A 25,209-nucleotide genomic window follows, 5' to 3' on the forward strand; every position below is an offset into this window, starting at 1 on the left:
CCTAGGCCGGCCTCTGCGCCCACAGATGGTACATGCCGGCGAACAGGGTCGGGTTTTGCGTCTCCAGCCGGTCCCATAGGTCCATATCCAGCGGATCGGCGCGCCCGAAGGCCGAACGGAAGGCCGACTGAGCCTCGGGCGGGGCGTCGAAACCGATAAGGCGGAGACCAGCGACGGCCAGCAGATCGTCCAGTTGGGGCGGCGTGTAGCAATGTTCCTGCACGTGGAAGACCAGATCACGGCATCCACTGAGACTGTAGAAGTCGTCGCTCTCCCTCAAGGCGGCCAAGGGCGCCCCGTCCGGCAAGGACAGGACGTGGGCGCGGAAGGCGCGGATGTCCTCTGGCGTCGCTCGCCAGCCGCGTTCCCGGATCAGGGCGTGAGCCAGCTTCACCCGCTTGCGCCCCCGCTCGCTGTAGAGGCCCAGCCGCACCACTCCGCCCGGCCGCAGCACCCCAGCCAGGCGCGCCAAGCCCTCGTCCGGCCGCGCCATATGGTGGATCACGCCGGTGGAAGTCACGACGTCGAACCGGTCCTCGATCTGGTCCAGCGCCAGTATGTCGCCTTGGACGAACCGAACCCGATCAAGCCCAAGTTCGCCTGCGACCCGTGCGCCATAAGCCAGGCTGGCGCGGCTCAGGTCCATGGCGGTGATCGACAAGGTCGGATCGGTCCGGGCCAGGTCGATCGGCTCGAACCCTGTGCCGCAGCCGGCGACCAGAACCCGTTCGGGCCGTCCGGCGAAAGCCTCCCGATCCAGCCCAGGCAAGGCCTTAACGCACGAAATCAGTGAGCGCGCTTCGGGCGCGGGCGGTGCGACCCAACGCGGATAGGGACTGGCCTCATACTGATCGCGCACCGCCACGGAAACCGCGTCGTCGGACGGCGTCAAACACTCGAGCCCTGCCGCCAGCTCACCCTCTCGCTTGGGCTGCTCAACGGCCCGACGCGCTAGTTCGCCGCTCACCTCCTCATCCAGCCCCGGCGTCCGAAACAGCCAGGCCAGGCGCCCCGTCAAACCCTCTGGTCCTGCGTCGAGATATTCCGCGGCGAAACCATTCACCGCCAGTGCCTCTAGCAAGGCCGCGCGGCCCTCGCCCTCCGTCCCATCGGTCGCGACCAGGGCGGCGCGCACGGCATTCAACCGCGCCTCCATCGCAGCATCCAGATTCAGGCAGCGCGACAAAAACCCCCGCCACAGCGGATCGCGGCCAATCGCTTCCAGCGCCTCAACGGAGCCGTCAAAGTCCGGCGTCTTCAGCAGCAGGGTCCGCGCAACGACCCGCGCCAGTTTCTGCGGATCGACCGCCGCTTCGCCCAGCAACACCGTAAGATCCGCGTCCAGCACGGGATGCCAGCCGTTCGGCGCCAGACCGGACAGCCGCTCAGCCAGAGCCGCCGCCACCTTCCCACGCATCCCGGGATCTACGGCCTTCGCCAAGGCCCGACTCAGGACCTGGCTCGCCTGCCCCGGATCGCCATGGACCGACAGGAACATCCCCATGGCCGCCAGGGCAGCCGGATGATCAGTATCCGCGGCGATAGCCGCCTTAAGGCACTCAAACGCCTCCTGCTTTCGGCCATTCTCAAGGGCGACCTGAGCAGCTTGAATGGTGCGTTCTGCATCGGCAACGCTCATTCGTCGTGCGCGCTCAACTGATCCAGCTTGTTTCGCATCTATCTCGTCGCCATCCCTTCAAGGTGCGCGAATAGAGACAATCTTGTCCGCCTCCACCCAGCATGATCCATTCTTGTCCTACTGACAGGGTCGCACGGGTTCGCAGCAGAGAATAGACGGGAGGCTCCACTGAGAACCAAGGGTGAAACTCCCCGCTCTGGGAAATAACATTAGCATTTGGCTCAGGGAGACCTAGGGTCCGCCAGTTGCAGTTCGCCTTCGAGCTTAACCGCATTCCACCAGATACGCCTTCCGGCGAAAACTCCTTCAGCGCCTGGGCCATCAAGGCGCAGTCATGGGGGCTGACGGTCCCTACCCGGACAAACGGAACGGCGAAAGCCGCCCAGAGCGAAATGAGGAACACCACAATGGCCAACCCGGTCGCTGTGGGTTTGACCCATTTGTCGGATGTGTCGAGCCTTCCACGCAGCAGCAGGTCAAACGACACCCAGGCCAAAGCCGTCACCATCCCAAAGCCGGCCATCCATCGGTAGGTCGAGGCTCGATTGTCGAAGCTGAGACGGGCCATCAGTTCGGCCATGACGAAGGCGCCAATCATCAAAGCCGTCGCTGCTGACGAATAGGCGGCTATGCGATTGCTAGATCGCTTGGAAATCCATTCGTAGGTGCGATCCGCACCCAACAGACACATAGCGAATGTGACCACGAATATTCCATCACTTTGAAGGCTAAAGCCTTGAAACCAGACAACGAGGGCAATGACCAGAACAGCCAAAGCCGCCGCCATCACGAGCAAAGCCCTCAAGATCTTTAGTTTCATAACGCCCTCCGCCCCCGATTTCGCCAGTGACTTGAGACAGAAAAAAGGCCCGGGCGGAGACGCCCGGGCCTTCCGCTCGTCGTCGCTCGGGCTGATCAGGCCGTCTCTTCTTCCTCCGACTTCGCCGGAACGCCGCCGGCGCTCTTGATGTCGAAGTCGATCTTGCCGTCCTTCAGCTGGACCTTGACGTGTCCGCCGCGCGTCAGACGCCCGAACAGGATGTCGTCGGCCAGCGGCTTCTTGATCGAATCCTGGATGACCCGCGCCAGCGGACGCGCGCCGTACAGTTCGTCGAAGCCGTTCTTGGCCAGCCAGTCGGCCGCCTCGTCGGTCAGTTCGATGGTGATGTTGCGGTCCGCCAGCTGAGCTTCCAGCTGAAGGATGAACTTGGTCACCACCGAGCGGATCGTGTCGGCCTGCAGCGGCTTGAAGGCCACGATGGCGTCCAGGCGGTTCCTGAACTCCGGCGCGAACAGACGCTGGATGGCCTTTTCGTCCTCGCCCTCGACCTTGCCGCGGCCGAAGCCGATGGAGGCGCGGGCGTTGTCGGCGGCGCCGGCGTTGGTGGTCATGATCAGGATGACGTTCCTGAAGTCCACCTTCTTGCCGACCGCGTCGGTCAACAAGCCGTTGTCCATCACCTGCAACAGGATGTTGTAGACGTCCGGGTGCGCCTTCTCGATCTCGTCCAGCAGCACCACCGAATGGGGATGCTGATCGACGGCGTCGGTCAGCAGACCGCCCTGGTCATGGCCGACATAGCCGGGAGGCGCCCCGATCAGGCGGCTGACGGTGTGCCGCTCCATGTACTCGGACATGTCGAAACGCTGCATCTCGATGCCGAGGGTGGAGGCCAGCTGACGCGCCACCTCGGTCTTGCCGACGCCGGTCGGACCGCTGAACAGGAAGCTGCCGATCGGCTTGTTCGGATCACGCAGACCCGCCCGCGCCAGCTTCATCGCCGCCGACACCTGTTCGATCGCCTGCTCCTGCCCGAAGACCACGCGCTTCAGATCGACCTCCAGCTCGCGCAGGCTCTCGGTGTCCGACTTGGACACCGACTTGGCCGGGATGCGCGCCATCTTGGCGATGACGGCCTCGACCTCCTTCTGGCCGATGACCTTCTTGCGCTTGGATTCGGTCAGCAGCATCTGCGACGCCCCGGCCTCGTCGATCACGTCGATCGCCTTGTCCGGCAGTTTCCGGTCGGTCATGTAGCGCGCCGACAGTTCCACGGCGGTGCGAATGGCGCTGTCGGTATAGCGGACCTTGTGGTGCTGTTCGTAATAGGTCTTCAGACCTTTCAGGATCTTCACCGTATCCTCGACCGTCGGCTCATTGACGTCGATCTTCTGGAAGCGGCGCACCAGGGCGCGGTCCTTCTCGAAGTGTTGGCGATATTCCTTGTAGGTCGTCGATCCCATGCAACGCAGTGAACCCGACGCCAGGGCCGGTTTCAGCAGGTTCGACGCATCCATGGCCCCGCCCGAGGTCGCGCCGGCGCCGATCACCGTGTGGATCTCGTCGATGAAGAGCACGGCGTTGTCGTGGTTCTCCAGCTCCTTGACCACCTGTTTCAGCCGCTCTTCGAAGTCGCCGCGGTAGCGGGTGCCGGCCAGAAGAGCGCCCATGTCCAGCGAATAGATGGTGGCGTCCTTCAGGACGTCGGGCACCTCGCCGTTGACGATCTTGCGGGCCAGGCCTTCGGCGATGGCGGTCTTGCCGACGCCGGGGTCGCCGACCAGCAGCGGATTGTTCTTGGTCCGGCGGCACAGGATCTGGATCGAGCGTTCGACCTCGGCCTGACGGCCGATCAGTGGATCGACCTTGCCCTGGCGCGACTTCTCATTGAGGTCGACGCAATAGGCTTCCAGCGCCTCACCGCCCTGTTTGACCGCCGACTGGTCTTCGGCCTCCTCAGGCGAGGCGCCCTTTGCCGGACGGGTCTCGCCGGCGCCGGCCTTCTTGGCGATGCCGTGGGCGATGAAGTTGACCGCGTCATAGCGGGTCATGTCCTGCTCTTGCAGGAAGTAGGCGGCGTGGCTCTCGCGCTCCGAAAAGATGGCGACCAGCACGTTTGCGCCGGACACCTCTTCGCGACCCGAGGACTGGACGTGGATGACCGCGCGCTGGATCACGCGCTGGAAGCCCGCCGTCGGCTTGGCGTCCTCGCCGTCCGCCGTCGCGAGGGCGGCCAGATCATTGTCGACATAGAGGTTCAGCGCCGCCTTCAAGGCCGACAGATCGACGTTGCAGGCCCGCATCACATTGGCGGCGTCCGGGTCGTCGATCAGGGCCAGCAACAGGTGTTCGAGCGTGGCGTATTCGTGCCGGCGCGCATTGGCGTAGCCGACGGCGCGGTGCAGGGTTTCTTCGAGAGGACGGGAAAATGAAGGCATAGGGAGGCTCCTCTCAGTCCTTTTCCATCGTGCATTGCAGAGGGTGCTGGTGGCGGCGCGCGGTTTCGATGACCTGCGCGACCTTGGTCTCGGCGACTTCATAGGTGTAGACGCCGCAGACCCCCACGCCATGCTGATGCACATGCAGCATGATGCGGGTGGCTTCTTCTCGGCTCTTCTGGAAGAACCGCTCCAGCACATAGACGACGAATTCCATCGGCGAATAATCGTCGTTCAGTATGAGCACTCGGTAAAGCGAGGGCTTCTGAAGCTTGGGCTTTGTTTCGGTGACGACGGCGGTTCCTTGTCCGCCGCCTGTTTCACCGGGCCTTTGTATGGGCATTCGTGTTCCGTATCGGGGAGTCGTCTTGTCTATCAGATAGGGAATGATGGCCTGATTTGAAGCGGCGTCCAGTCACGGCTTTCGTGAGCGGAGGCTGACGAAAGATTCACGTGATCCCGCAACCCTTTCGCCACAGGTTGGGACATCCCCAATCAAAGGTCGCCCCCATGTCCGTCGCCCTCGCCGCCGCGCCATTGGCCGCATTGGCGCTGCTCGCCGCCCCCTCGCCGGGCCAGACCCTGCGCGAGTCGGTCATGGCGGCGGACGCCCGGCTCTTTTCCGTCTTCTTCGAAGCGTGCGACCCTGCGACCCTGCGGACGCTCGTTACGGACGATTTCGAATTCTTCGACGACAGGGGCGGTCGGGTGGCGACGGATGCGGACGGTTTCGTGGCCCAGTACGCCGATCGGTGTCAGGACCGCCTTGCGCCGGACGCCTGGCGGTCTCGACGCGAAGCGCTTGCGGACGCGGTGGCGGTCTATCCGATCGAAAACTACGGCGCCGTCGAAACCGGCGAACACGTCTTTTATGAGAGGCGCGGGGACGGCCCCGAAACCCGCGTCGGCCGCGCCCGCTTCACCCAGATGTGGAAGCGCGAGGGCGAGACCTGGAAGCTGGCGCGCGTCTTCAGCTACGACCACACGCCCCTGCCCTGAAGACAAAGAAAAGGCCCCGAGGCGAACCTCGGGGCCTTCGAATGCTTCGATCGCCAGACTTAGCGGGCGGCCTGGAAGGTCTCGACCGAGGCGGTGACGCGCTCATTGATGGGCTTCAGGCTGTCCTTGACCGTCGTGGTGACGATCTCGTTGGTCTTGGCCAGTTCGGACATATAGCGTTCCATGGACTTCTTGGCCCAGGTCGTCTGAAGTTCGAAGAACTCCTGGACCGAGCGGGCGGTCGACAGTTCCTTGGCGGCGGCGACGCCGTCTTCCCAGCTGGTCTTGGCGAAGCCCAGAGCCTGTTGCGACAGGGCCTCGGCGCCCTTCTGGGCGACGGTGGCCGACTCGACCACGGCGTCCAGGTTCTTCTTGCCGTGGGCGTTCAGTTCAGTCAGCGACGCGACCGACTTGTCGATGCCTTCACGCAGCGCCTTGGCGCCGGCGGCTTGGAAATCGGCGGCATGGGCCTGAGCCTGGTTTTGGGCCTTGGCGGCGGAATCGGCGGTCTTCTTAATGGTTTCGGCGGTGTCGGCCATGGTCATGTTTCCGATTGGTTTGGAGGGACGGCGCAATCTAGTTGACCCAGGGTCATCACCTTTATGCTGCACAAGCGAACAAAAATCAAGGATCATTGTGCATTGCACCATTTCGTGACTCGCTCTTCAAATTCGCGTTGATGATCGGTTAACCACCCTGAAACCCGCCTCTCCTATGCTAGACCTCCAATCGCGTCGGCCGGGGGGCCTGTCGCACCCTGCTCACCGAGGGTCGTATCCGCCCATGCTTTCACTGTTCCGCCGTGGTCTCTTCGCCGTTCTCGCCCTGTCGCTGGTGTTCAGCGCGAACGTCCGGCCGATCGAAGCCCAGGCTCAAAGCCAGGAAAACAGCCGCTACGCCGCCATCGTCATAGACGCCGCCTCGGGCGAGGTTCTGTTTTCGCGCCATGCCGACGCCCGTCGTTATCCGGCCTCCCTGACCAAGATGATGACGCTCTATTTGACCTTCGAGGCCCTGTCTCAGGGCCGGGTCAAGGCTGACGACGTCCTGACGGTTTCGCCCCACGCCGCCTCCCAGCCGCCGTCGAAACTCGGCCTGGCGGCCGGCCAGACCATCACCCTGGACGACGCCATGCGCGCCACCGCCGTGCGGTCGGCCAACGACATGGCCGTCGCCATCGCCGAACATGTGGGCGGTTCCGAAAGCCGGTTCACCAGCCTGATGACGCAGAAGGCCCAACAGTTGGGCATGACCCAGACGCGCTATTTCACCGCCAACGGCCTGCCCGATGCGCGCCAGGTGACCTCAGCCCGCGACCAGGCCATCCTAGCCCGCGCCATCATGAGAGACTTTCCCCAGTACTACAGCTATTTCGGCCTGCATGACTGGGCCTACAACGGCCGCAGCTATCGCAACACCAACGGTCTCCTGCCCACGGGGAACGGCTATGACGGGATGAAGACCGGCTATACCAACGCCTCGGGCTACAATCTCGCCGCCTCTGCGGTGCGCGATGGACGTCGGCTGATCACCGTCGTGCTGGGCGGTCGCTCCAGCGCCAGCCGCAACGCCCATGTCGCCGAACTGATGGACACCGGCTTCGAGGTCGAACGGCGGCGGGCGCAGGGCGAGTCGATCCAGATCGCCCAGTCCTTCTTCGAACAACGCGGCTTCGGCGTCGGCTCCGAAGCCCTGTCGCCCAGCGCCCCGGTGGCCTACGCCGCCTTGTCGGATGACGAAGACGCTATCGGCGGCGAAACCTCGGCCGTCGCCTATACGGCGGCCCCGGCCCCGGCGGCTTTGCCGACACGCATCACGCCCGCCCCTTCGGAACGACGCGCCGCCGCCGACACAGCCGGTCGGGCGCCCGCCAACCTCACCGCCTCTCTGAACGGTGGATCCGGCGCTGCGGCGCCTGCGCGCCGAACCACGCCGCCGCCCGCCCGCGAAGCCGCAAGGGCCGCCCCATCACGCGCCTCAGGCCGGTGGGCTGTTCAGGTCGGCGCCTTCAAGGATGAAAAGGTCGCTTCCGACTGGCTGACGGAGGTCAATCGCCGCTTCCGCACCCAATTCGCCAACGCCGAACGCAATGTTCAGACGGCGGGCGAATGGTACCGGTCGCGCTTCACCGGACTGACCGAGGACGCCGCCAAGGCGGCGTGCGAGGCTCTGTCGGAACGTCGCGTCACCTGCATGGTCGTGCGCCCGGACTGACGCCGCAACCGGCGCGGGTCGTCAACTCCGAGCCACCCGTCCGCCGCCGCTTTCCAGGGCGTCCAGAAGATCCATCACCCCGTCCAGGGTGTCGGCTTCGCGCGCCGGCTTGTCCCAGCGGATTCGGCTGATGCGGGGAAAGCGCATGGCGACGCCGGACTTGTGCCGCGACGATCGTTGAAGGCCCTCGAATGCGATCTCCAGCACCAGGCCGAAATCCCGTTCTGCCCGAACCGACCGCACCGGTCCGAACCGCTCGACCGTATGGTCCCGCACGAACTTGTCCAACTGCTTCAGCTCTTCGTCGGTAAAGCCGAAATAGGCCTTGCCGACGGGGGTCAGCGCACCGGCCTCGGTCCAGACGCCGAAGGTGTAGTCTGAGTAGAAGCTCGACCGTTTGCCGTGACCGCGCTGGGCGTACATCAGAACGGCGTCGATGACGTGGGGATCACGTTTCCACTTGAACCACGGCCCCTTTGGTCGGCCGGCCACATAGGGACTGTCCCACCGTTTCAGCATCAAGCCCTCGGCCGCCGCCCCGACCGGCGGATCGGCCCGCAGCCGCGCCAACTCCGTCCAGTCTGCGTAGTCGACCAGAGGCGAGAGATGCAGGCGCGCCTCGGGATGGGCGCCGACCAGCGCCTCCAGCCGGGCGCGGCGGTCTCTGAGGGGCAGCGCCCGTAAATCGCCGGTCTCATCGGCCAGCAGATCATAGGCGATGACGGCGGCGGGAAAGGCGGCCATGGCCTTGGCGTCGACCGTCTTGCGGTTCAGCCTTTGCTGCAGATCGCCGAAGGGCGCCACGGCCCCGTCCCGCCAGACCACCAGTTCGCCGTCCAAGGCGCCCGCGAAGGCTAGGGTCTCCATCACGTCAGGAAAAGCGGCTGAAATCTCGTCGCCGGTGCGCGACCACAGTTTGCGCACACCGCCCTCGACCACCGCCTGAACGCGGATGCCGTCCCACTTCCATTCGGCGGCGTAGTCGGCTGGATCGAGCCGCGGCAGATCGCCCGTCTCATCGACGGCCACGGCCAGCATGACCGGCCTGAACCGTCCAGGCGCATCGGGGCTCGGCCGTTCGGCGCGACCTTCCAGCCAGGCGAACAGATCAGCGTAAGGCGGGTCCACAGCATGCCAGACCTCCTCCACCGCCGATACATCCACCGGCTCCAGGACCGCACGCGCCTCCCCGCCTTCCGCCTTAGGAGGCGCAACCGCTTCGGCGGGGCGCATCATGGCCGCCGCCGTCTTGGCCAGGCGCGCCGACAGACCGACCCGCAGTCCGCCCGTCATCAGCTTCAGCAAGGCCCATCGCCCCTTCGGCTCCAGAGCGTCCAACCAGGTTTCCAGCAAGGCTCGAACCTCGGTGCGGCCCGCAGCGCGCAGCGCGTCCACCACCTCGCCCAGTTCGGGTTCGCGGTTGGGGCGATGATCCGATTGACCGGGCCAGATCAGGGCGACGGTCTCGGCCAGGTCGCCGACATAGTCGTAGGACCAGCCGAACAGGGTCGCATCGACCCGCCCTTCGACCGCCTTTCGGATCATGGCCGGCTTGGCGGCGTCGAAGGTCAGATCCCCCGTCAGGGCCGCCAAGGCCCAGCCCCGATCCGGATCGGGGGTCGCCTTCAGATAGTCCCGGACCAGCACCAGTTTGGCGTTGCGCGACGCCGTCAAAGACAGGCGATCCAGAAGTTCGGCGAAGGCGCGCATGATGATCCAGTCTGGCCGCGGCGAGCGGCGCCGTCAGCCAAGAACGAAGAAGGTGACGGAGGTTTCCCGCCGCCGCGCCTTGCGCGCCCCCTTAAATCAGTCGCGTCAGGCTGCGGCCGACTGGCTAGGCGAATCCTCGGCGGCGCTCAGGGCTGCGCGCCCGCCGGCGGCACGGCCCATCATCTCCGCCAGGGCGGCGAAGTCGATCGGCTTGGTCAGATAGGCGTCCGCGCCGGCCTCCAGCCCGGCTTCGTGATCCTCGCTGCGGGCTGAGGCCGACAGCACGACGATCGGCGTGTCGGCGTTCGGCCCGTCTCCGTCCCGAATGCGCCGAGTCGCCGTCAGCCCATCCATGACCGGCATGTTGACGTCCATTATGATCAGATCGAACGGCTGTTCGGACGCCGCCTCTACGGCCAACTGTCCATTCTCCGCCGTGACGGCGGCGTGGGAGGCCGTGCTCATCCAGGCTTCCAGGATCATGCGGTTGACGGGGTGGTCCTCGACCACCAGCACCCTCAGCGCAACCCCTTCCTCGACCTCGGCCTCTACGGCGCCGGTCGCGACAGGGCGAAGCCATTCCACGACCTCGGCCTCTACGGTCAGGGTGAAGCACGATCCGCGCCCCACCTCGGAGTCCACCGTGATGTCGCCGCCCATGATGTTGGCCATCCGGCGTGCGATGGTCAGACCCAGGCCCGTTCCGCCGAAGCGCCGCGTGGATGAGGCGTCCACCTGGGTGAAGGGCTGGAACAGCCGGGCCAGATCCGCTTCGGATATGCCCGATCCGCTGTCCGTCACCGAGAATTCAAAGCCGACGCGCCGATCGGAGATGCGCGTGCCGCGCACGCGATAGAGAATTTCGCCGCCGTCGGTGAATTTCACGGCGTTGGACAACAGGTTCTGCACGACTTGGCAGACGCGCAGCGGATCGCCGCGCACGACCGCCGGAATCTCGCCTTCCAGTTCAGACGCGAACGTCAGACCCTTGGCCTCGGCCTGGGCCTCGAAGGGTCCGGTGATCCGACGGTGAAGGTCCTCCACCACAACATCGACGACCTCGAAGGTCATCTTGCCGGCCTCGATCTTGGTCATGTCGAGAATGTCGTTCAGCAGCGACAGAAGGTTGTCGCCGGAGTTGCGGATGATCGACAGATATTCGCGCTGGGCGGCCTCCAGCCGGGTTGCGCTGAGCAGCTGCGCCGCGCCGAGGACGCCGTTCATCGGCGTTCGCAGCTCGTGCGAAATGACGCCGAGGAAGTTGGACTTGGCTTGGTTCGCCGCATCCGCCTTGTCACGGGCGGCCTCCAGCTCTTCGATGAGATGGGCCTGGTGGGCTTGGAAGGCCTCGATCCGGCTCTCGCGCAACATGGTCATGGTCACCAGCACGAACAGCACGGCGACCACGCACGGCAGCACCGCAATCATCGACCAGAACTGAGGCTCGCCCCAGCAGCTCAGCAACATGATCGCCGCCGCCGCCCCATAGGGCGACGAGACGATGATCGCGTGCAGCGGCGAATTACGAAGCTGGGCGAAGACCAGCACATAGCCGCAAATGATGAAGCCGACCGCCAAAGCCTGGCCGAAAACCGCGCCGGAGTACCAGGCCATCAGGGGGGCGACGGCCCAGGCGGCGGTGGTGACGGTCGCGACCGCTGGGAAGACCATGCCCCAGCCTGCCTCCACCCGATCACGCAGCTTGTGCTCAACCACGCCCCGGATCGTGCCGGCCCCCAGGGTCATCACGAACCAGATCAGAGCTTGCCACCAAGGGGCGGTGCCCAACAGCGCCAGGGCCCAGGAGGCGATGATGACATAGCGCAGATACTGGGTTTGCAGGATGGCCGTCAGGGCCTGGGCCGGGTCGCCCGCGCGCCGATCACCGGGAAATGTCTTAGCAACACCGTCCGATTCAACCATATGAACCCGCCCCCACGTTCTTTGTAAGGCGCGACGCTAGTACGAAGGTTCTAAGACGGAGTGAACGCTGGTCTCCGCCGCAATCAGACGCTGTGAACGGCCTCCGCCGGCGTCAGGGCCTTTATGGACAGGGCGTGTACAGGCCCGGCCAGTTCGGCGCGCAGCAGGTCGTTGATCCGGCGCTGGCGCAGCACTCGCGAAACGCCCTCGAAGGCGGACGACACGATCACAAGGTTGAAATGACTCTCCCCACCCGGCTGGGCGTCCATGCCGCCCTCGTGATGGTGGCCGGCGTGCCGCCAGCTGTCGTCCTCGATCTCAAGACGTTGCGGCGACAACGCAGCGGTCAGTTTTTCACGGATAATCGTCGCCACGGGCCCGTCTGACATGATCGTTTCCTTGAAGAGGTCCAAATCCGAACTACACTTCGTGTGATGTCCGCCTCCTTTCAATACAAGCCGCGATTCACCGACATTCGCGTGAAGCCGCCAAAGGCCGAGGAGGAAGCGGCCCAGGCGGATGTTTTGCATCTCAAGCCCGGCGAAAAGCCGTGCCAGTGGCCGGACTGCCGCCGCGCCGCAACCGCCAAGGCGCCCAAGTCGCGCGAACGATTGAACGACTTTTATGAGTTCTGCCAGGCCCATGCGGGTGAGTACAACAAGGGCTGGAACTTCTACGCCGGCATGACCGAAGGCGAGATTCGCGCGGCTCAGGAAAACGAGGCCATGACGGGCGGACGCCCGACCTGGGAGATGAAGGCGGGTCGATTCACGCGCGAAGCCGCCGCCTTCTCGGCGAAGATGGGTACGTCGAACACCACAGGCGCCGGCTCATGGCGCGACAGTTTCGGCCTTTTCGGCCGTCGCGGCGATCAGGCGCCCCAGTCGCCGACCGAGGATCGGCGCGTCGGCAAGCTGGAGCGCGGCGCCTTGGCCGATCTGGACCTGGAGCCCGGCGCGGACAAGGCGGCGGTCAAGGCCCGCTACCACGAGATGCTGAAGCGCTTTCATCCCGACACCAACGGCGGGGACCGCGGCGCCGAGGCCAAGCTACAGCGGGTGATCAAGGCCTGGAAGACGCTGAAGAAAGCGGGCCTGGCCTAGGACAGCTCGCCCCTAGTCGGCGTAGATCATCTTTCGCGTCATCCCGCCGTCCAGGGTCAGCACCTGTCCTGTGACGAACTCGGCCGCCGCTAGATAGAGCACGGCCTGGGCGACGTCCTTCGCCCGCCCCACCCGACCGACCGGATGCTGCTCATGGTCGGCAGCGGTCACATCGTCAGGATCAGCGATCCACCCCGGCGCGATCGCATTGACCCGCACCTTTGGCCCCAGGCTGATCGCCATGGCGTGGGTCAGGGCGACAAGGGCCCCCTTGGCCGCGGCGTAGGCTTCCGTCTCGGGCTCGGACATGAAGGCGCGGGTCGAAGCCATGTTGACGACGCTTGCCCCTTCCTTCAGGCGGGGAATGACCGCACGGCTCATCAGAAAGGCGCCGGTCAGGTGACTGTCCAGGGTGCGGCGCCATGCCTCCAGCGACAATTCCGCCAACGGACCATTCGCGGGATCAGCGATGCCGGCGTTGTTGACCAGAAGATCGAGCTCGGACCACCCCAGATCCTCGAAGGCGGCGGCGACCGAGGCTTCGTCGCTGACGTCACACAGGATCTGCCGCGTGCCCGGCGCGGCGGCCTTCTTGTCGAACGAGACGACCTGCCAGCCTTCGCTGGCCAGGGCCTGACATATGCCGGCGCCGATCAGGCCGGCGCCTCCTGTGACGATTGCTCTCTTCATGATCCGACAACCGCCAAGCCCCGGCTTGGTTGCCGACCGGTCAGGGCTGACCGGCGGGTCCGTCGTTGGAGGCGGTCATCAGGGCCGCGGCGGGCTCGCGAAAATAGCGGTCGATGCCGTCGGCGACCGACCTCATCAGGCGGCGACGCGCCCGTTCATCGGTCAACAGCCGTTCGTCCTCGGGATTGGTGATGAAGCCCATCTCCAGCAGAACCGCCGGCACATCCGGCGCCAGAAGCACGGCCAGGCCCGCATCGCGATGGCTGCGGCGCAGCAGCGGATGGTCCGAGGCCTCCAGATGCGTCAGCAGCACACGGGCGAACTGGGCCGATCGGTTCTGGGTCGCACGCTGGGTCATGTCCAGCAGGATGCGGTCCACCGAAGGGTCACGGCCGGGCAGATGCAGCTCGCGATGCCAGTTGTCGCTCCGCGTGAACTCGCGCACCGCCCGCCCGGCGCCCTGTTCGGACAGGGTGTAGACGCTGGCGCCCCGCACGGCCGGGTCCGTCCCAGCATCCGCGTGCAGCGAGATGAACAGGTCCGCGTCAGCGCGACGCGCAATGGCGACACGGCGATACAGATCGACATAGGTGTCGGTTTCGCGTGTCAGCAGGACGCGATACCGGCCCGTGCGCTCCAGCTCGGCCTTCAGGGCCAGGGCTGCGGCAAGAGTCACCTCACTCTCACTCACCTTCGCGCCGCTTGCGCCCGGATCGCGGCCGCCGTGGCCCGCGTCGATGACCACCAGCGGTTTTTCGGCGCGTCGGGGAGCCGGGGTCGGCGAGACACGCGGCGCAGCGGGGCCGACGGCGCCGCCGTTCGCCTTTAGATCGACCACATAGCGATAGTGGGCCACCCCGTCGCCAGGCGGCAGAAGAAAGCGTCGCTCGATCTGGCTGTCGCGCGCCAGCTCCAACTCGACGCGAGAGGCGCCGCCGACCGCCGTCACCTGATAGGCGCGGACAAGGCCCGATCCGCCGCCGTTCAGGCCGCGTCCCGGCGCCACTCCGGCCAGAGCCAGGGTGATCCGTCCGCCGTCTCCCGCATTGACCACGCGCCCCTGTGTGGACTTGTCCAGATCAATGACCACACGGGTCCGATCCCGGTCGGCGCCGAACCGCACGGCCAGCACGTCGCCCTGGGCGCCCCAGGCGAAACCGCGCGTCGCAAACAGGACGCAGGCGCAGATGACCACGAAGGCCAGGGCGGTCATCGCCCATTCCTTCGCGCCCCAACGGCTCATCCCTGTGACAGCGCGACCACCCATGACGCCTGCAAACCACTCCTACTGCGACTTCGGATCCATCATGCCAGAGGCTCGTATTCAGGGGGTTAAGGCCGAACACCTTTTAATTCGCATGCAGCGTGACTATGCTGTGGTCCGTCCGCGAAACGATCGCGCCCTTTCGCCCTTGCGAATGGGGGCGCGCCCTCCTCGCGGCGCTGACTTTCACCAATCCGAGAACCGCCCCGGCGTCGCCGATGGTTCGAAGAGCGGACCAGGGTCGCGGCCTTCCCCCCCAGGTTTGGCGCGCCCGGTTCAGGACCGACGACCTCCATGGGCCTTTCCGCCTGCCTTCCCCTACGGCTTGACCAAGCCTCTTTCGCCCTCCTCGGCGAAGGGAAGTCGCACGCGCCGGCCCCTACCCCCATTCGGCGAGCCGCCATGACCCTGCCCGGTGTTCCGGGACGGTCGGCCTGTGCGCGCCAGAGAGAGACTTTCCATGTCAAAGACCATGCTGATCGACGCGGCCCACCCGGAAGAAACCCGGGTCGCGATCGTAGACGGACGCCAGATTGAGGAATTCGATTTCGAATCCCGCGCGAAGCGCCAGCTTCGCGGCAACATCTATCTTGCCAAGGTCACTCGCGTAGAGCCCAGCCTACAGGCCGCCTTTGTCGAATACGGCGGCAACCGTCACGGCTTTCTGGCCTTCAACGAAATCCACCCGGACTACTACCAGATCCCCGTCGCCGACCGCGAAGCCATCATGGCCGAGGCGCATGACGACGAGGACGAGGACGATCTGGATCGGGAATCCACCGGCGACGACGTCGATCCGGAGGCCGCCCTGGCCGACGAAGAGCGGCTGAAGCGCCGGCTGATGCGCCGCTACAAGATCCAGGACGTCATCAAGCGTCGCCAGATCCTGCTGGTGCAGGTCGTCAAGGACGAGCGCGGCGCCAAGGGCGCAGCCCTGACCACCTGGCTGTCGCTGGCCGGCCGCTACTGCGTCCTGATGCCCAACACCGGCAAGGGCGGCGGCATCAGCCGCAAGATCACCAACACCTCGGACCGTCGCCGGCTGAAGAGCGCCGTCGCGGCCCTCGACGTGCCCAAGGGCATGGGCCTGATCATCCGCACCGCCGGCGCCAAGCGCACCAAGGCCGAGATCAAGCGCGACTATCAATATCTGCTGCGTCTGTGGGAGACGATCCGCGAGACAACCCTCGCCTCCCACGCCCCCTCTCTGATCTACGAAGAAGAGAACCTCGTCCGGCGCGCCGTGCGCGACATGTTCGACAAGGACTTCGACGGCATTCAGGTCGAGGGCGTCGAGGGCTTCAAGGAAGCGCGCGACTTCATGCGCGTGCTGATGCCCGCTCAGGCCAAGAAGGTTCACCTGTACCGCGGCTCGCGCCCCCTGTTCGCGGCCAACGGCATCGAAGAACTGCTGACCCAAATCCACCAGCCGGTCGTGCCGCTGAAGTCGGGCGGCTATCTGGTCATCAACCAGACCGAAGCCCTGGTGGCTATCGACGTCAACTCGGGCCGCGCCACCAAGGAACGCAACGTCGAACAGACGGCGTTCAAGACCAACCTGGAAGCGGCGGAAGAAGCCGCCCGCCAGCTGCGCCTGCGCGACCTCGCCGGCCTGGTCGTCATCGACTTCATCGACATGGATGAAGGCAAGAACAACCGCACGGTCGAGCGGGTGCTGAAGGAGGCCCTGTCGACCGACCGCGCCCGTATCCAGATGGGCCGCATCTCGCCCTTCGGCCTGATGGAGATCAGCCGCCAGCGTCGTCGCCTGGGCGTGATCGAGGGCGCAACCGAGGCGTGCCCGCACTGCCAGGGCACCGGCCGCATCCGCTCAGCCGAATCCGCCGCCTTGATGACCCTGCGCGCCGTCGATATCGAGGCCGGCAAGAACGGCGCGGGCGTGGTGATCCTGAAGGTCTGCACCGCCGTCGGCCTGTACATCCTGAACCACAAGCGCGCCTATCTGCAGTCGCTGCTGGAGCGGCGCGGGCTGAACGTCATCGTCCAGATCGACGACAGCCTGGGCCAGGGCGAACACAATATCGAGCGCACCGAGACGAACGAGGACTTCGTCGCGCCCGAGGTCGAACTGCCCAACCTCGACGACGATTTCGACGCCTCCCTCTATGAAGACGAGGATGAGGACGACGACGAAGAGATCATCACCGACGACGAGGACGATGATCTGGACGCCCTGGACCGCGAGGACAGCGACGACGACGAGCCGCGCGAGCGGGCCGAACGTCACGACGGGGGCGGTCGCGGACGGAACCGTCGCCGTCGTCGCGGCGGGCGTCGCGACGAGGAAGGCGGGGAAACGGACACCGCCGATACGATGGATGTCGCCGACGCCTCGGACGATGAGGACGATGAGAACGGTCGCCGCCGTCGCCGTGGCCGCCGCGGCGGGCGCCGGGTGCGCGAGGACGGCGAGCGCGACGTCTACAGCTGGGTGCGCGGCCGCACGCCGTCGCTGGACAATCCCTATGTCTGGTTCGATCCGCTGAATCCGGGACGGCCAGAGCCCCGCTCCGACCGTGCTGAGCGCGGCGATCGCCCCGCGGCGGCCGAGGCCGAGGTTGAAGGTCTGAACGTCGTCGCTGCGGCAAGCGGCGGCGAAGAGGGCGGACGTTCGCGGCGCCGTCGCAGACGCGGTCGGGGCCGAGGCGGCGACGCCCAGGACCTCAAGGCGGACGCCGCCGTCGCCGAAACCGCCGACGAGACCCCGGAGGCGGCGGTCCTGACCGAGACCGTCGCCGCCGAGGCTCAGCCGGAGGCGCAAGCCGAACCGCAATCCGCCGTGCAGCCCGAGCCGCAGCGCCGTCGCGTGCGCCGCAAGACCGCCGCCGCCCCAGCCGTCGCGACGCCGGCCGAGGCGGAGGTCGAGGTCGAAGTCGAAAGCGAAACGCCAGCCGCCGCCGTCACGCCTGAGCCTGAACCGGTCCAGCCGGAAGCGACGCCGACGGCGGTCGAGGCCGACCAGCCGGTGCTGACGGCCGCGACGGCGGAGTTGGAAACCTTCGAGGCGCCCAAGCCCGAGGTCGATATCGAAGCCATCATCGCCGAAGACCCCAATCAAATCGTCGCCCCGCCTGAAAAGCCCAAGCGCGGGTGGTGGCGCCGCTGATCGGTCACGATTAAGCTGTCAGGATGCAGGCGGGGGCCGGTCGTTTTTGGAGTACGCCATGACGTGGCTTCCCCGATCCGCATCCCGCCTTCTGACCGCGGCGGCGGTGGGCTTTGCAGCCCTCGTCGCCGCCGGTCAGGCCTCGGCCCAGAGCCTGATCCGCGACACCGAGATCGAGGGGATCATCCGCGAATGGGTCGATCCGGTCTTCGTCTCCATGGGTCTGAACCCGTCCGACGTCGAGGTTCTTCTGGTCAATGACAATGAGCTGAACGCCTTCGCCACGCGCGGGCGGATCATGGGCGTGAACACCGGCCTGATCCTGCGGACCAAGAACCCCAATGAGCTGTTGGGCGTGATGGCGCACGAGGCGGGCCATATCAAGAACCGCCACACCCTGCGCGACGGGGCCCAGAACGCCGCCAAACAGCCCATGTTCATGACCATGGCCCTGGGCGCCCTGGCCATCGCTGCGGGCGCGCCGGACGCCGGCGTCGCCCTCCTGGGCTCCAGCCAGTATTTCGGCACGATCAGCGCGCTCCAGTATATGCAGAGCCAGGAGGGCGAGGCCGATCTGACCGGCGCGCGCGCCCTGGAAGGCGCCGGTGAATCCGGCGCCGGCCTGGTGTCCTTCTTCGAAAATTTCCGCGCCCAGGAGGTCTTCTCCGACGCCCGCCGCTATCCCTATTTCCGCAGCCACCCCCTGTCGTCGCAGCGGATCGAATCGGTGCGCCGTTTCGTCCAGGACCAGCCCCACTACGCGCATCGCGACAGCCCCGAGCGGATGGCGCAGCACGCCCTGATCCTGGCCAAGATCCACGCCTTCATGGACCCGCCGAACACCACCCTGCGGGCCTATCCGTCTTCCGATGTCAGCCTGCCCGGCCGCTACGCCCGCGCCATCGCCTGGTATCGGGACGGCCAGACCGACAAGGCGCTGACGGCCGTGGACGCCCTGATCGCCGAAGACCCTCAGAACCCCTATTTCGCGGAACTGAAGGGCCAGATCTATTTCGAAGAGGGCCGCCCGACCGAGGCCGTAACCGCCCACCGCGAGGCGGTGCGGCTGAAGCCTGACGCCCCCCTGCTGCGGATCAACCTGGCCCACGCCCTGATCGGCACAGAGGACCCCAAGAACCTCGACGAGGCCATCGACCAGCTCAAACACGCCACGGTCGCCGAGCGCGAGAACACCATGGCCTGGCGTTTGCTGGGACAGGCCTACGCCGCCCAGGGCAAGGAGGGCGAGGCCCGGCTGGCGACCGCGGAATACTATTTCGCCGCCGGCCAGGAACAGCAGGCCACCCAGTTCGCCCTGCGCGCCCGCAGCATGCTGGACCCGAACTCCATCGAATGGCGCCGGGCGGTCGATATCGTCCTGGCGTCCGGCGCGACGCCCGATGATCTTTTGGACCTCGATCGCCGCGAAGCCGGCCGTCGCCCCGCCACCCTGAACTGATCCCCCTCTCCGCCTGTTGCGAGACCTCATGACCCACGACGCCCCCGCGCCCGAGACACCCGCCGCTCCGCCCGCCCCGGCCCGCCGGATGAACGGGGCGGTCGCCGGCTATGTCGCCCTGGGGGTGTCGGTGGTCGCCCTGGGCCTGGCCGCCGCGCCCTATCTCGGAGGCGGGTCCAGCGACGTCCGCGCCTATCTCCTGGAACATCCCGAAGTCCTGCAGGAAGCCAGCCTCGCCTTGCAGGCCAAGGAGGGACAGGCCCGGGTCGATGAAACCAACCAGGCCGCCGCCGCCAACGCCGCCCTGTTGGCCCCCGACCGCCGCGACCCCGCCTTCGGTCCCGCCGACGCCAAGGTGACGGTGATCGAATTCTTCGACTTCCGCTGCCCCGGCTGCAAGGCGGTGGCGCCCCAGTACCGCGCCCTGATGGCGGCCCACCCGGACGTCCGTTTCGTCTTCAAGGACTGGCCCATCCTGGATCGGGGCGAGGACATCACCTCGCAATACGCCGCCCGCGCCGCCCTGGCCTCCCATCAGCAGGGCAAGTATCTCGAGGTCTACGACGCCCTGATGACCGAGCGAGCCCTGACGCCAGAGGCCATCGACCGCATCCTGGTCGAACACGGCGTCGATCTGGCCCGCGCCAAGGCGACCTTGGCCACACCTGACACCACCCGCCACATCGCCGACATCCACACCACGGCCGCCGCCCTGAAGCTTCAAGGCACCCCGACCTTCTTCGTCAACGGCAAGGCCGCCGCCAGCATCGACCCGGCCGAAATCGCCCGCATGATCGAGGCGGCGAAGCGATAAGGCCAAGCACAATGCGGCGGCTGCCCTGGGCTCTGGTGATCTTTCGGCTGGTGGCGGCCCCAGCCCTGCTTGGCCTGGCGCTTATCGGCCCGTCGGCAGCCATTACGGCCGCAGTCCTGCTCTCGCTCGCCGTCCTGTCCGATATCTTAGACGGCGTGATCGCGCGCCGTCTCGATTGCGTCACGCCGAACTTGAGACATTGGGACAGCCGCGCCGATGTCGTCTTCTGGCTTGGCGCTGCGATCGCCCTGCTTCTGATGCACCCTGCGCTGGTGGCGACCTTGCTCCCCCCCGCCCTGGCGCTGGTCGCCCTTGAAACCGCCAATCACGCCTTGAGCATCGCGAAGTTCAGACGCGAAGCCTCGCCCCATCACTGGATGTCCAAGGTATTCTGCCTCGCGCTCTGGGCCCTGTTCGCCCAACTTTTCGTGACGGGTCAACCCACCGCCCTGCTGTGGGCCGCCTTCGGCCTGGGCGTGATCTCCCAAATAGAAGCCGCCGCCATCACCTTGCGATTGAAGACCTGGCGCTGTGACGTGCCGTCCGTCTTCAGCCTGAACTCACGCTAACCCCCGACGCCCCCAAAGCAAACGGCCCCCGGATTTCTCCGGGGGCCGCTGAGGTCTTCGGGTCGTTTGGACCGTCGATTACTCGACGATCTTGGCCACGACGCCGGCGCCGACGGTGCGGCCGCCTTCACGGATGGCGAAGCGCAGGCCCTGGTCCATGGCGATCGGGGTGATCAGTTCGACGTTCAGCTCGGCGTTGTCGCCGGGCATGATCATCTCGACGCCTTCCTTCAGCTTCACGATGCCGGTCACGTCGGTCGTGCGGAAGTAGAACTGCGGACGATAGTTGGTGAAGAACGGGGTGTGACGGCCGCCCTCTTCCTTGGTCAGGATGTAGGCCTCGGCCACGAACTTGGTGTGCGGGGTGATCGAACCCGGCTTGCACAGAACCTGACCGCGCTCGACGTCTTCACGCTTGGTGCCGCGCAGCAGAACGCCGACGTTGTCGCCCGCCTGGCCCTGGTCCAGCAGCTTGCGGAACATTTCGACGCCCGTGCAGGTCGTCTTCTGGACCGGACGGATGCCGACGATCTCGACTTCTTCACCGACCTTGATCACGCCCTTTTCGACGCGGCCGGTCACCACGGTGCCGCGGCCCGAGATCGAGAAGACGTCTTCCACCGGCATCAGGAACGGCAGGTCCACCGGACGTTCCGGCTGCGGGATGTAGCTGTCGACGGTTTCCATCAGGGCCAGGATGCGCTGCTCGCCGATCTCCGGGTTCACGCCGTCGGTCGCGGCCTTGGCCGAACCCTTGGTGATCGGGATCTCGTCGCCCGGGAACTGGTACGAGCTCAAGAGCTCGCGCACCTCCATCTCGACCAGCTCCAGCAGCTCTTCGTCGTCGACCAGATCGACCTTGTTCATGAAGACCACCAGGGCCGGCACGCCGACCTGACGGGCCAGCAGGATGTGCTCGCGCGTCTGCGGCATCGGGCCGTCCGCGGCCGAAACCACCAGGATCGCGCCGTCCATCTGCGCCGCGCCGGTGATCATGTTCTTCACATAGTCGGCGTGGCCGGGGCAGTCGACGTGCGCATAGTGACGGTTCGCCGTCTCATATTCCACGTGCGCCGTGTTGATCGTGATGCCGCGCGCCTTCTCTTCCGGCGCGGCGTCGATGTCGGCGTAGTTCATCGCCTTGGCGCCGCCGGCCTTCGCCAGCGTCATCGTGATCGCCGCCGTCAGCGTCGTCTTGCCGTGGTCAACGTGACCAATCGTGCCGATGTTGCAGTGCGGCTTCGTGCGTTCGAACTTTTCCTTGGCCATGGCCAAACTCCTGATGGCCCGGGTTGAGGGGCGCGATGCTGATCTAAAAACCTGGAGCGGGTAGACGGGATCGAACCGACATCCTCAGCTTGGAAGGCTGCTGCACTACCATTGTGCTATACCCGCGCGGAGACTGCGGAAGTTCCGGGGAACGCCGCAGCCGATTCCTCTCCGTCGTCCTGATCCGTCGTGTTCGAAGGCGCGTGGTGGGGGAAGAAGGACTCGAACCTTCGAAGCTTACGCAGGGGATTTACAGTCCCCCCCCTTTGCCGCTCGGGACATTCCCCCAACGCGCCTTGTCGAACCGCCGGACCCCTCGTTCCGCCCATAATCAAGCGGGACGAAACAAAAGCCTTCGGCATGTCGCCTCCTCTGCGATAGAGGGGGCGCCCAGACCCGAAAGCCCTTGGGGCTCCAAATCGGAGGGCGTCTTATAGTGTCGTCGAAATCAGAACGCAACGACCGTAGAAGCGGTAAAAAGCCAATCCCAGCAAACCCATCTTCCGGCCCGCGGGAAAGGGGCCAAAAGCCTGTCGCAAAAGGCTTTTCCGGCCGAGATGATGCGAGCCGAACCCCGCGTTCGCCCGATCGCGGCAAGGCGGACGCCGATAATTTTCTGTGGGGCCGTCACCCCGTCCTCGCCGCCCTGGCGAATCCGGCGCGGCGCGGCATGGGCCGGTTGCTGGCCACGCCCGAGCGCGCCGCCGAAATCGAGGAGGGCCGATTGGCGCACGGCCACAAGATCGAAGTGGTCGAGGGCCAGATCCTGACCCGCATGCTGCCGCCCGGCGCCGTCCATCAGGGCCTGGCCTTCAAGGTCCAGCCGCTGGAAGGAGTGTCGCTGGACGATCTGGCCGATCCGGCCCAGGGGGTCATCGTCATGCTGGACCAGTTGACCGATCCGCAGAACGTCGGCGCCGTCTTCCGCTCCGCCCTGGCTTTTGGGGCTCGGGGGATCGTCGTTCAGGATCGCCATGCGCCCGCCCTGGCCGGCGCCCTGGCCAAGGCGGCGGTCGGCGCCACCGAACGCCTGCCCCATGCGCGAGTGACCAATCTGTCGCGCGCCCTGGAAAGACTGGCGGATCTGGGCTGGCGCGCGGTCGGCCTGGACGGTTCGGCCGACCAGACGCTGGAAGAGGCGCTGGACGCCCAGCCGACGGTCCTGGTCATGGGTTCCGAAGGCGACGGCATCCGTCGTCTGGTGGCCGAACATTGCGACGTCCTGGCCAAGATCCCCATGCCGGGCGGATTCGAGAGCCTGAACGTCTCCAATGCGGCGGCCGTGGCGCTTTATGAGGCTGCGCGCGCGCAACGCGGCTGACAGACGGCGCGGGCGAGGTTAAGGAGCCGCCATGGAATTCCTCTCTTCTCCCGAACTCGCCAGCCAAGCGACCGCGCTGGGCCAGGTTCTGCTGATGGATCTGGTCCTGGCCGGCGACAACGCCGTCGCCGTCGGCCTGGCCGCCGCCGCCCTGCCCCAGGAACAGCGCAAGAAGGCCATTCTGATCGGCCTGGCCGCCGCCGTGGTCATGCGCATCGGCTTCGCCCTGATCACCGTGCAGCTGCTGGCCCTGGTCGGGCTGCTGCTGGCGGGCGGTCTTCTGCTGCTTTGGGTCTGTTGGAAGATGTGGCGAGAACTGCAGGAGCAGCGCACCCACGATCAGGCCGAGGCGGAAAAGGAGCTGGAGCTCGCCCTTAGCATCGAGCACGGCACCGGCCCCTCGCCCGAAGAGCTGGGCGTCAAGCGCAAGTCCTTCGGCGCCGCCCTGCTCCAGATCATGATCGCCGACATCACCATGTCGCTGGACAATGTGCTGGCCGTCGCCGGCGCCGCCCACGAACACCCTTGGATCATGGTCTTCGGCCTGATCCTATCCATCGCCCTGATGGGTGTGGCGGCGACCTATATCGCCCGTCTGCTGCACCGCTTCCGCTGGATCGGCTATGTCGGTCTGGTCGTGGTTCTGTACGTCGCCCTGCATATGATCTGGGACGGCGCGCGTCAGGTGGTGGTCCGCACCGGCAATATGGAGCAGTTCAACGCCTCGGCCCCGGCCTTCATCGAGATCAGCCCGAAGGAAGCCGCCAAACATCTGGGCCAGAAGCGCGCCGAAGACAGCGCGGTGACCGCGCCGGCTGAGCCCAAGCCCGTTCCCGCCGCATGACGGTCGCGACCGTCACCGTCGAAGAGGCGGCGGCCTGGCTTCAGTCGGGCGAAGCCGTGCTGATCGACGTGCGCGAAGCGGACGAGTTCGCCGCCGCCCGCATCGACGGCGCCGTCCTGGCCCCGCTCAGCGCCATGCCCGCCGCCTGGCAGGCGCTGGACCTGCCGGCCGACCGCAAGATCGTGGTCATGTGCCTGAAGGGCGGTCGCAGCCATCAGGTCTGCGCCTATGTGGGTCCGACCGGGCCGGAGGGCCAGCCGCTGTTCAACCTGACCGGCGGGATCCAGGCCTGGGCCGCCGCCGGTCTGCCGATCGTCGAGGACTAGGTTCAATCGACATTCAGCTTACTGCGGTCAGGCCGCTCTTCCCGCGTCAGAGGCCTTGATGCGGCGACCGGGTTCATCACAGCGAGCACGGCGGATTCACAGCGGTCACGACGCCGTCGGAACGCGCCGTGTTCGCCGTGAACTCGTCGTGCTCCGTTGTGATGAACCCACCCTCAATCGGCGTTCCGCCGCCGGACGTTTTCCCTTCCGCTGACGCGGGAAGGAAGACCGAAACTCAATGGAGTAGAGTCTTCAACGCCCGAGGCGCCTCTCCTGGGTCGGCGGCTGCGCGCCGCCCGGCAGGACGGCGGCAGGCCCAATGTCGATTGGCCCTAGTTCGCCGCTTCGGTGAACTGGTCGAAGGCGCGCAGGGCGTCGGCGGCGTACATCAGGGCCGGGCCGCCGCCCATATAGACCGTCATGGCCATGACTTCGGCGATCTCGTCGCGCGTCGCGCCCAAATCCTTCAGCGCCTTGGCATGAAAGCCGATACAGCCGTCGCACCGCTGGGACACGCCGATCGCCAGGGCGATCAGCTCTTTGGTCTTCTTGTCCAGGGCGCCGTCGGCGGTCGCCGTCTTGGCCAGTTCCGAAAAGGCCTGCATCGGCCCCGGCTGCGCCCGGCGCAGTTCACCGATATAGGCCGAGATATCGCGCGTCAGCGCCGTATAGTCCTTGGCCATAACGGCCTCCTTTTCAATTTCGATATTTATGATATG

At 66.1% G+C, this 25,209-nt stretch carries 23 protein-coding genes and 2 tRNA genes; 11 read left to right on the forward strand and 14 right to left on the reverse strand.

Going from position 1 to position 25,209, the window contains the following annotated elements:
* Position 1: 1 nt before the first annotated feature.
* Positions 2–1,543, reverse strand: a complete 1,542-nt coding sequence (locus ACW178_RS12585; protein ID WP_370513384.1) for a class I SAM-dependent methyltransferase — start codon at positions 1,541–1,543, stop codon at positions 2–4.
* On the opposite strand from ACW178_RS12585, the gene ACW178_RS12590 reads away from it, so the two are divergent.
* Positions 1,481–1,660 carry a hypothetical protein gene (locus tag ACW178_RS12590; RefSeq protein ID WP_194166970.1) on the forward strand — a complete coding sequence of 60 codons (180 nt, stop codon included), beginning with the start codon at positions 1,481–1,483 and terminating at the stop codon, positions 1,658–1,660. The two genes, ACW178_RS12585 and ACW178_RS12590, sit on opposite strands and share 63 nt — an antisense overlap.
* Here ACW178_RS12590 and ACW178_RS12595 read toward each other — a convergent pair.
* The 3 genes from ACW178_RS12595 to clpS form a co-directional block, all read right to left on the reverse strand.
* Positions 1,653–2,459, reverse strand: a complete 807-nt coding sequence (locus ACW178_RS12595) for a hypothetical protein (RefSeq protein WP_152950650.1) — start codon at positions 2,457–2,459, stop codon at positions 1,653–1,655. The two genes, ACW178_RS12590 and ACW178_RS12595, sit on opposite strands and share 8 nt — an antisense overlap.
* 95 nt (positions 2,460–2,554) lie before the next feature.
* A complete protein-coding gene (gene clpA, locus ACW178_RS12600; protein WP_492024622.1) occupies positions 2,555–4,858 on the reverse strand; it encodes an ATP-dependent Clp protease ATP-binding subunit ClpA in 2,304 nt (767 codons plus the stop codon).
* A 13-nt stretch (positions 4,859–4,871) separates the two neighbouring features.
* The gene (clpS, locus tag ACW178_RS12605; protein WP_054766176.1) at positions 4,872–5,201 is read right to left on the reverse strand and encodes an ATP-dependent Clp protease adapter ClpS; all 330 of its coding nucleotides are present in this window, start codon (positions 5,199–5,201) and stop codon (positions 4,872–4,874) included.
* A gap of 167 nt (positions 5,202–5,368) precedes the next feature.
* Here clpS and ACW178_RS12610 point away from each other — a divergent pair, with 167 nt between their 5' ends.
* Positions 5,369–5,857, forward strand: coding sequence for a nuclear transport factor 2 family protein (locus tag ACW178_RS12610; protein WP_054766177.1), 489 nt, complete (start codon positions 5,369–5,371; stop codon positions 5,855–5,857).
* Between the two features lie 59 nt (positions 5,858–5,916).
* Here the strand turns inward: ACW178_RS12610 and ACW178_RS12615 are convergent, their stop codons facing one another.
* Positions 5,917–6,396, reverse strand: coding sequence for a phasin family protein (locus tag ACW178_RS12615; RefSeq protein WP_182713555.1), 480 nt, complete (start codon positions 6,394–6,396; stop codon positions 5,917–5,919).
* Between the two features lie 244 nt (positions 6,397–6,640).
* On the opposite strand from ACW178_RS12615, the gene ACW178_RS12620 reads away from it, so the two are divergent.
* Positions 6,641–8,071, forward strand: a complete 1,431-nt coding sequence (locus ACW178_RS12620; RefSeq protein WP_054766178.1) for a D-alanyl-D-alanine carboxypeptidase — start codon at positions 6,641–6,643, stop codon at positions 8,069–8,071.
* A gap of 21 nt (positions 8,072–8,092) precedes the next feature.
* Here the strand turns inward: ACW178_RS12620 and ACW178_RS12625 are convergent, their stop codons facing one another.
* From ACW178_RS12625 to ACW178_RS12635, 3 genes are all read right to left on the reverse strand, one after another.
* On the reverse strand, positions 8,093–9,781 hold the full coding sequence (locus ACW178_RS12625; RefSeq protein WP_492024623.1) for a cisplatin damage response ATP-dependent DNA ligase: 1,689 nt from the start codon (positions 9,779–9,781) through the stop codon (positions 8,093–8,095).
* Positions 9,782–9,886: 105 nt separating this feature from the next.
* Positions 9,887–11,704, reverse strand: a complete 1,818-nt coding sequence (locus ACW178_RS12630; RefSeq protein WP_182713557.1) for an ATP-binding protein — start codon at positions 11,702–11,704, stop codon at positions 9,887–9,889.
* An 83-nt stretch (positions 11,705–11,787) separates the two neighbouring features.
* On the reverse strand, positions 11,788–12,093 hold the full coding sequence (locus ACW178_RS12635) for a BolA family protein (RefSeq protein ID WP_054766996.1): 306 nt from the start codon (positions 12,091–12,093) through the stop codon (positions 11,788–11,790).
* Between the two features lie 45 nt (positions 12,094–12,138).
* Here ACW178_RS12635 and ACW178_RS12640 point away from each other — a divergent pair, with 45 nt between their 5' ends.
* The gene (locus ACW178_RS12640) at positions 12,139–12,807 is read left to right on the forward strand and encodes a J domain-containing protein (protein WP_054766181.1); all 669 of its coding nucleotides are present in this window, start codon (positions 12,139–12,141) and stop codon (positions 12,805–12,807) included.
* Positions 12,808–12,819: 12 nt separating this feature from the next.
* On the opposite strand, the gene ACW178_RS12645 is transcribed toward ACW178_RS12640, so the two are convergent.
* Complete coding sequence (locus tag ACW178_RS12645) at positions 12,820–13,497, reverse strand: SDR family oxidoreductase (protein WP_182713558.1); 678 nt, start codon at positions 13,495–13,497, stop codon at positions 12,820–12,822.
* Between the two features lie 40 nt (positions 13,498–13,537).
* The gene (locus ACW178_RS12650; protein WP_287105417.1) at positions 13,538–14,710 is read right to left on the reverse strand and encodes an N-acetylmuramoyl-L-alanine amidase family protein; all 1,173 of its coding nucleotides are present in this window, start codon (positions 14,708–14,710) and stop codon (positions 13,538–13,540) included.
* Positions 14,711–15,221: 511 nt separating this feature from the next.
* Here ACW178_RS12650 and ACW178_RS12655 point away from each other — a divergent pair.
* From ACW178_RS12655 to ACW178_RS12670, 4 genes are read left to right on the forward strand one after another with little or no spacing between them, the layout of a single operon-like run.
* The gene (locus ACW178_RS12655) at positions 15,222–17,888 is read left to right on the forward strand and encodes an Rne/Rng family ribonuclease (RefSeq protein ID WP_492024624.1); all 2,667 of its coding nucleotides are present in this window, start codon (positions 15,222–15,224) and stop codon (positions 17,886–17,888) included.
* Between the two features lie 58 nt (positions 17,889–17,946).
* Positions 17,947–19,347: a M48 family metalloprotease gene (locus ACW178_RS12660; protein WP_191554258.1), complete on the forward strand. Its 1,401-nt coding sequence runs from the start codon at positions 17,947–17,949 to the stop codon at positions 19,345–19,347.
* Positions 19,348–19,375: 28 nt separating this feature from the next.
* Positions 19,376–20,161, forward strand: coding sequence for a DsbA family protein (locus tag ACW178_RS12665; protein ID WP_191558757.1), 786 nt, complete (start codon positions 19,376–19,378; stop codon positions 20,159–20,161).
* 11 nt (positions 20,162–20,172) lie between these two features.
* Positions 20,173–20,730, forward strand: a complete 558-nt coding sequence (locus tag ACW178_RS12670; protein ID WP_054766187.1) for a CDP-alcohol phosphatidyltransferase family protein — start codon at positions 20,173–20,175, stop codon at positions 20,728–20,730.
* A gap of 78 nt (positions 20,731–20,808) precedes the next feature.
* Here the strand turns inward: ACW178_RS12670 and tuf are convergent, their stop codons facing one another.
* From tuf to ACW178_RS12685, 3 genes are all read right to left on the reverse strand, one after another.
* Complete coding sequence (gene tuf / locus ACW178_RS12675; RefSeq protein ID WP_183214793.1) at positions 20,809–21,999, reverse strand: elongation factor Tu; 1,191 nt, start codon at positions 21,997–21,999, stop codon at positions 20,809–20,811.
* Between the two features lie 52 nt (positions 22,000–22,051).
* A tRNA-Gly gene (locus tag ACW178_RS12680) sits at positions 22,052–22,125 on the reverse strand.
* A 78-nt stretch (positions 22,126–22,203) separates the two neighbouring features.
* A tRNA-Tyr gene (locus ACW178_RS12685) sits at positions 22,204–22,287 on the reverse strand.
* A 148-nt stretch (positions 22,288–22,435) separates the two neighbouring features.
* Here ACW178_RS12685 and rlmB point away from each other — a divergent pair.
* The 3 genes from rlmB to ACW178_RS12700 are packed head-to-tail and all read left to right on the forward strand — an operon-like array spanning position 22,436 to position 24,490.
* A complete protein-coding gene (gene rlmB, locus ACW178_RS12690; protein WP_152950659.1) occupies positions 22,436–23,320 on the forward strand; it encodes a 23S rRNA (guanosine(2251)-2'-O)-methyltransferase RlmB in 885 nt (294 codons plus the stop codon).
* A 31-nt stretch (positions 23,321–23,351) separates the two neighbouring features.
* On the forward strand, positions 23,352–24,164 hold the full coding sequence (locus tag ACW178_RS12695; RefSeq protein ID WP_191554261.1) for a YjbE family putative metal transport protein: 813 nt from the start codon (positions 23,352–23,354) through the stop codon (positions 24,162–24,164).
* Entirely contained in the window at positions 24,161–24,490 is a 330-nt protein-coding gene (locus ACW178_RS12700) for a rhodanese-like domain-containing protein (protein WP_287105550.1), read from the forward strand. Before ACW178_RS12695 ends, ACW178_RS12700 begins: the two co-directional genes overlap by 4 nt.
* A 332-nt stretch (positions 24,491–24,822) precedes the next feature.
* Here the strand turns inward: ACW178_RS12700 and ACW178_RS12705 are convergent, their stop codons facing one another.
* Positions 24,823–25,173, reverse strand: coding sequence for a carboxymuconolactone decarboxylase family protein (locus tag ACW178_RS12705; protein WP_287105929.1), 351 nt, complete (start codon positions 25,171–25,173; stop codon positions 24,823–24,825).
* Between the last annotated feature and the right edge of the window lie 36 nt (positions 25,174–25,209).

The sequence above is a fragment of the Brevundimonas sp. AVps4 genome (genome assembly GCF_058681525.1).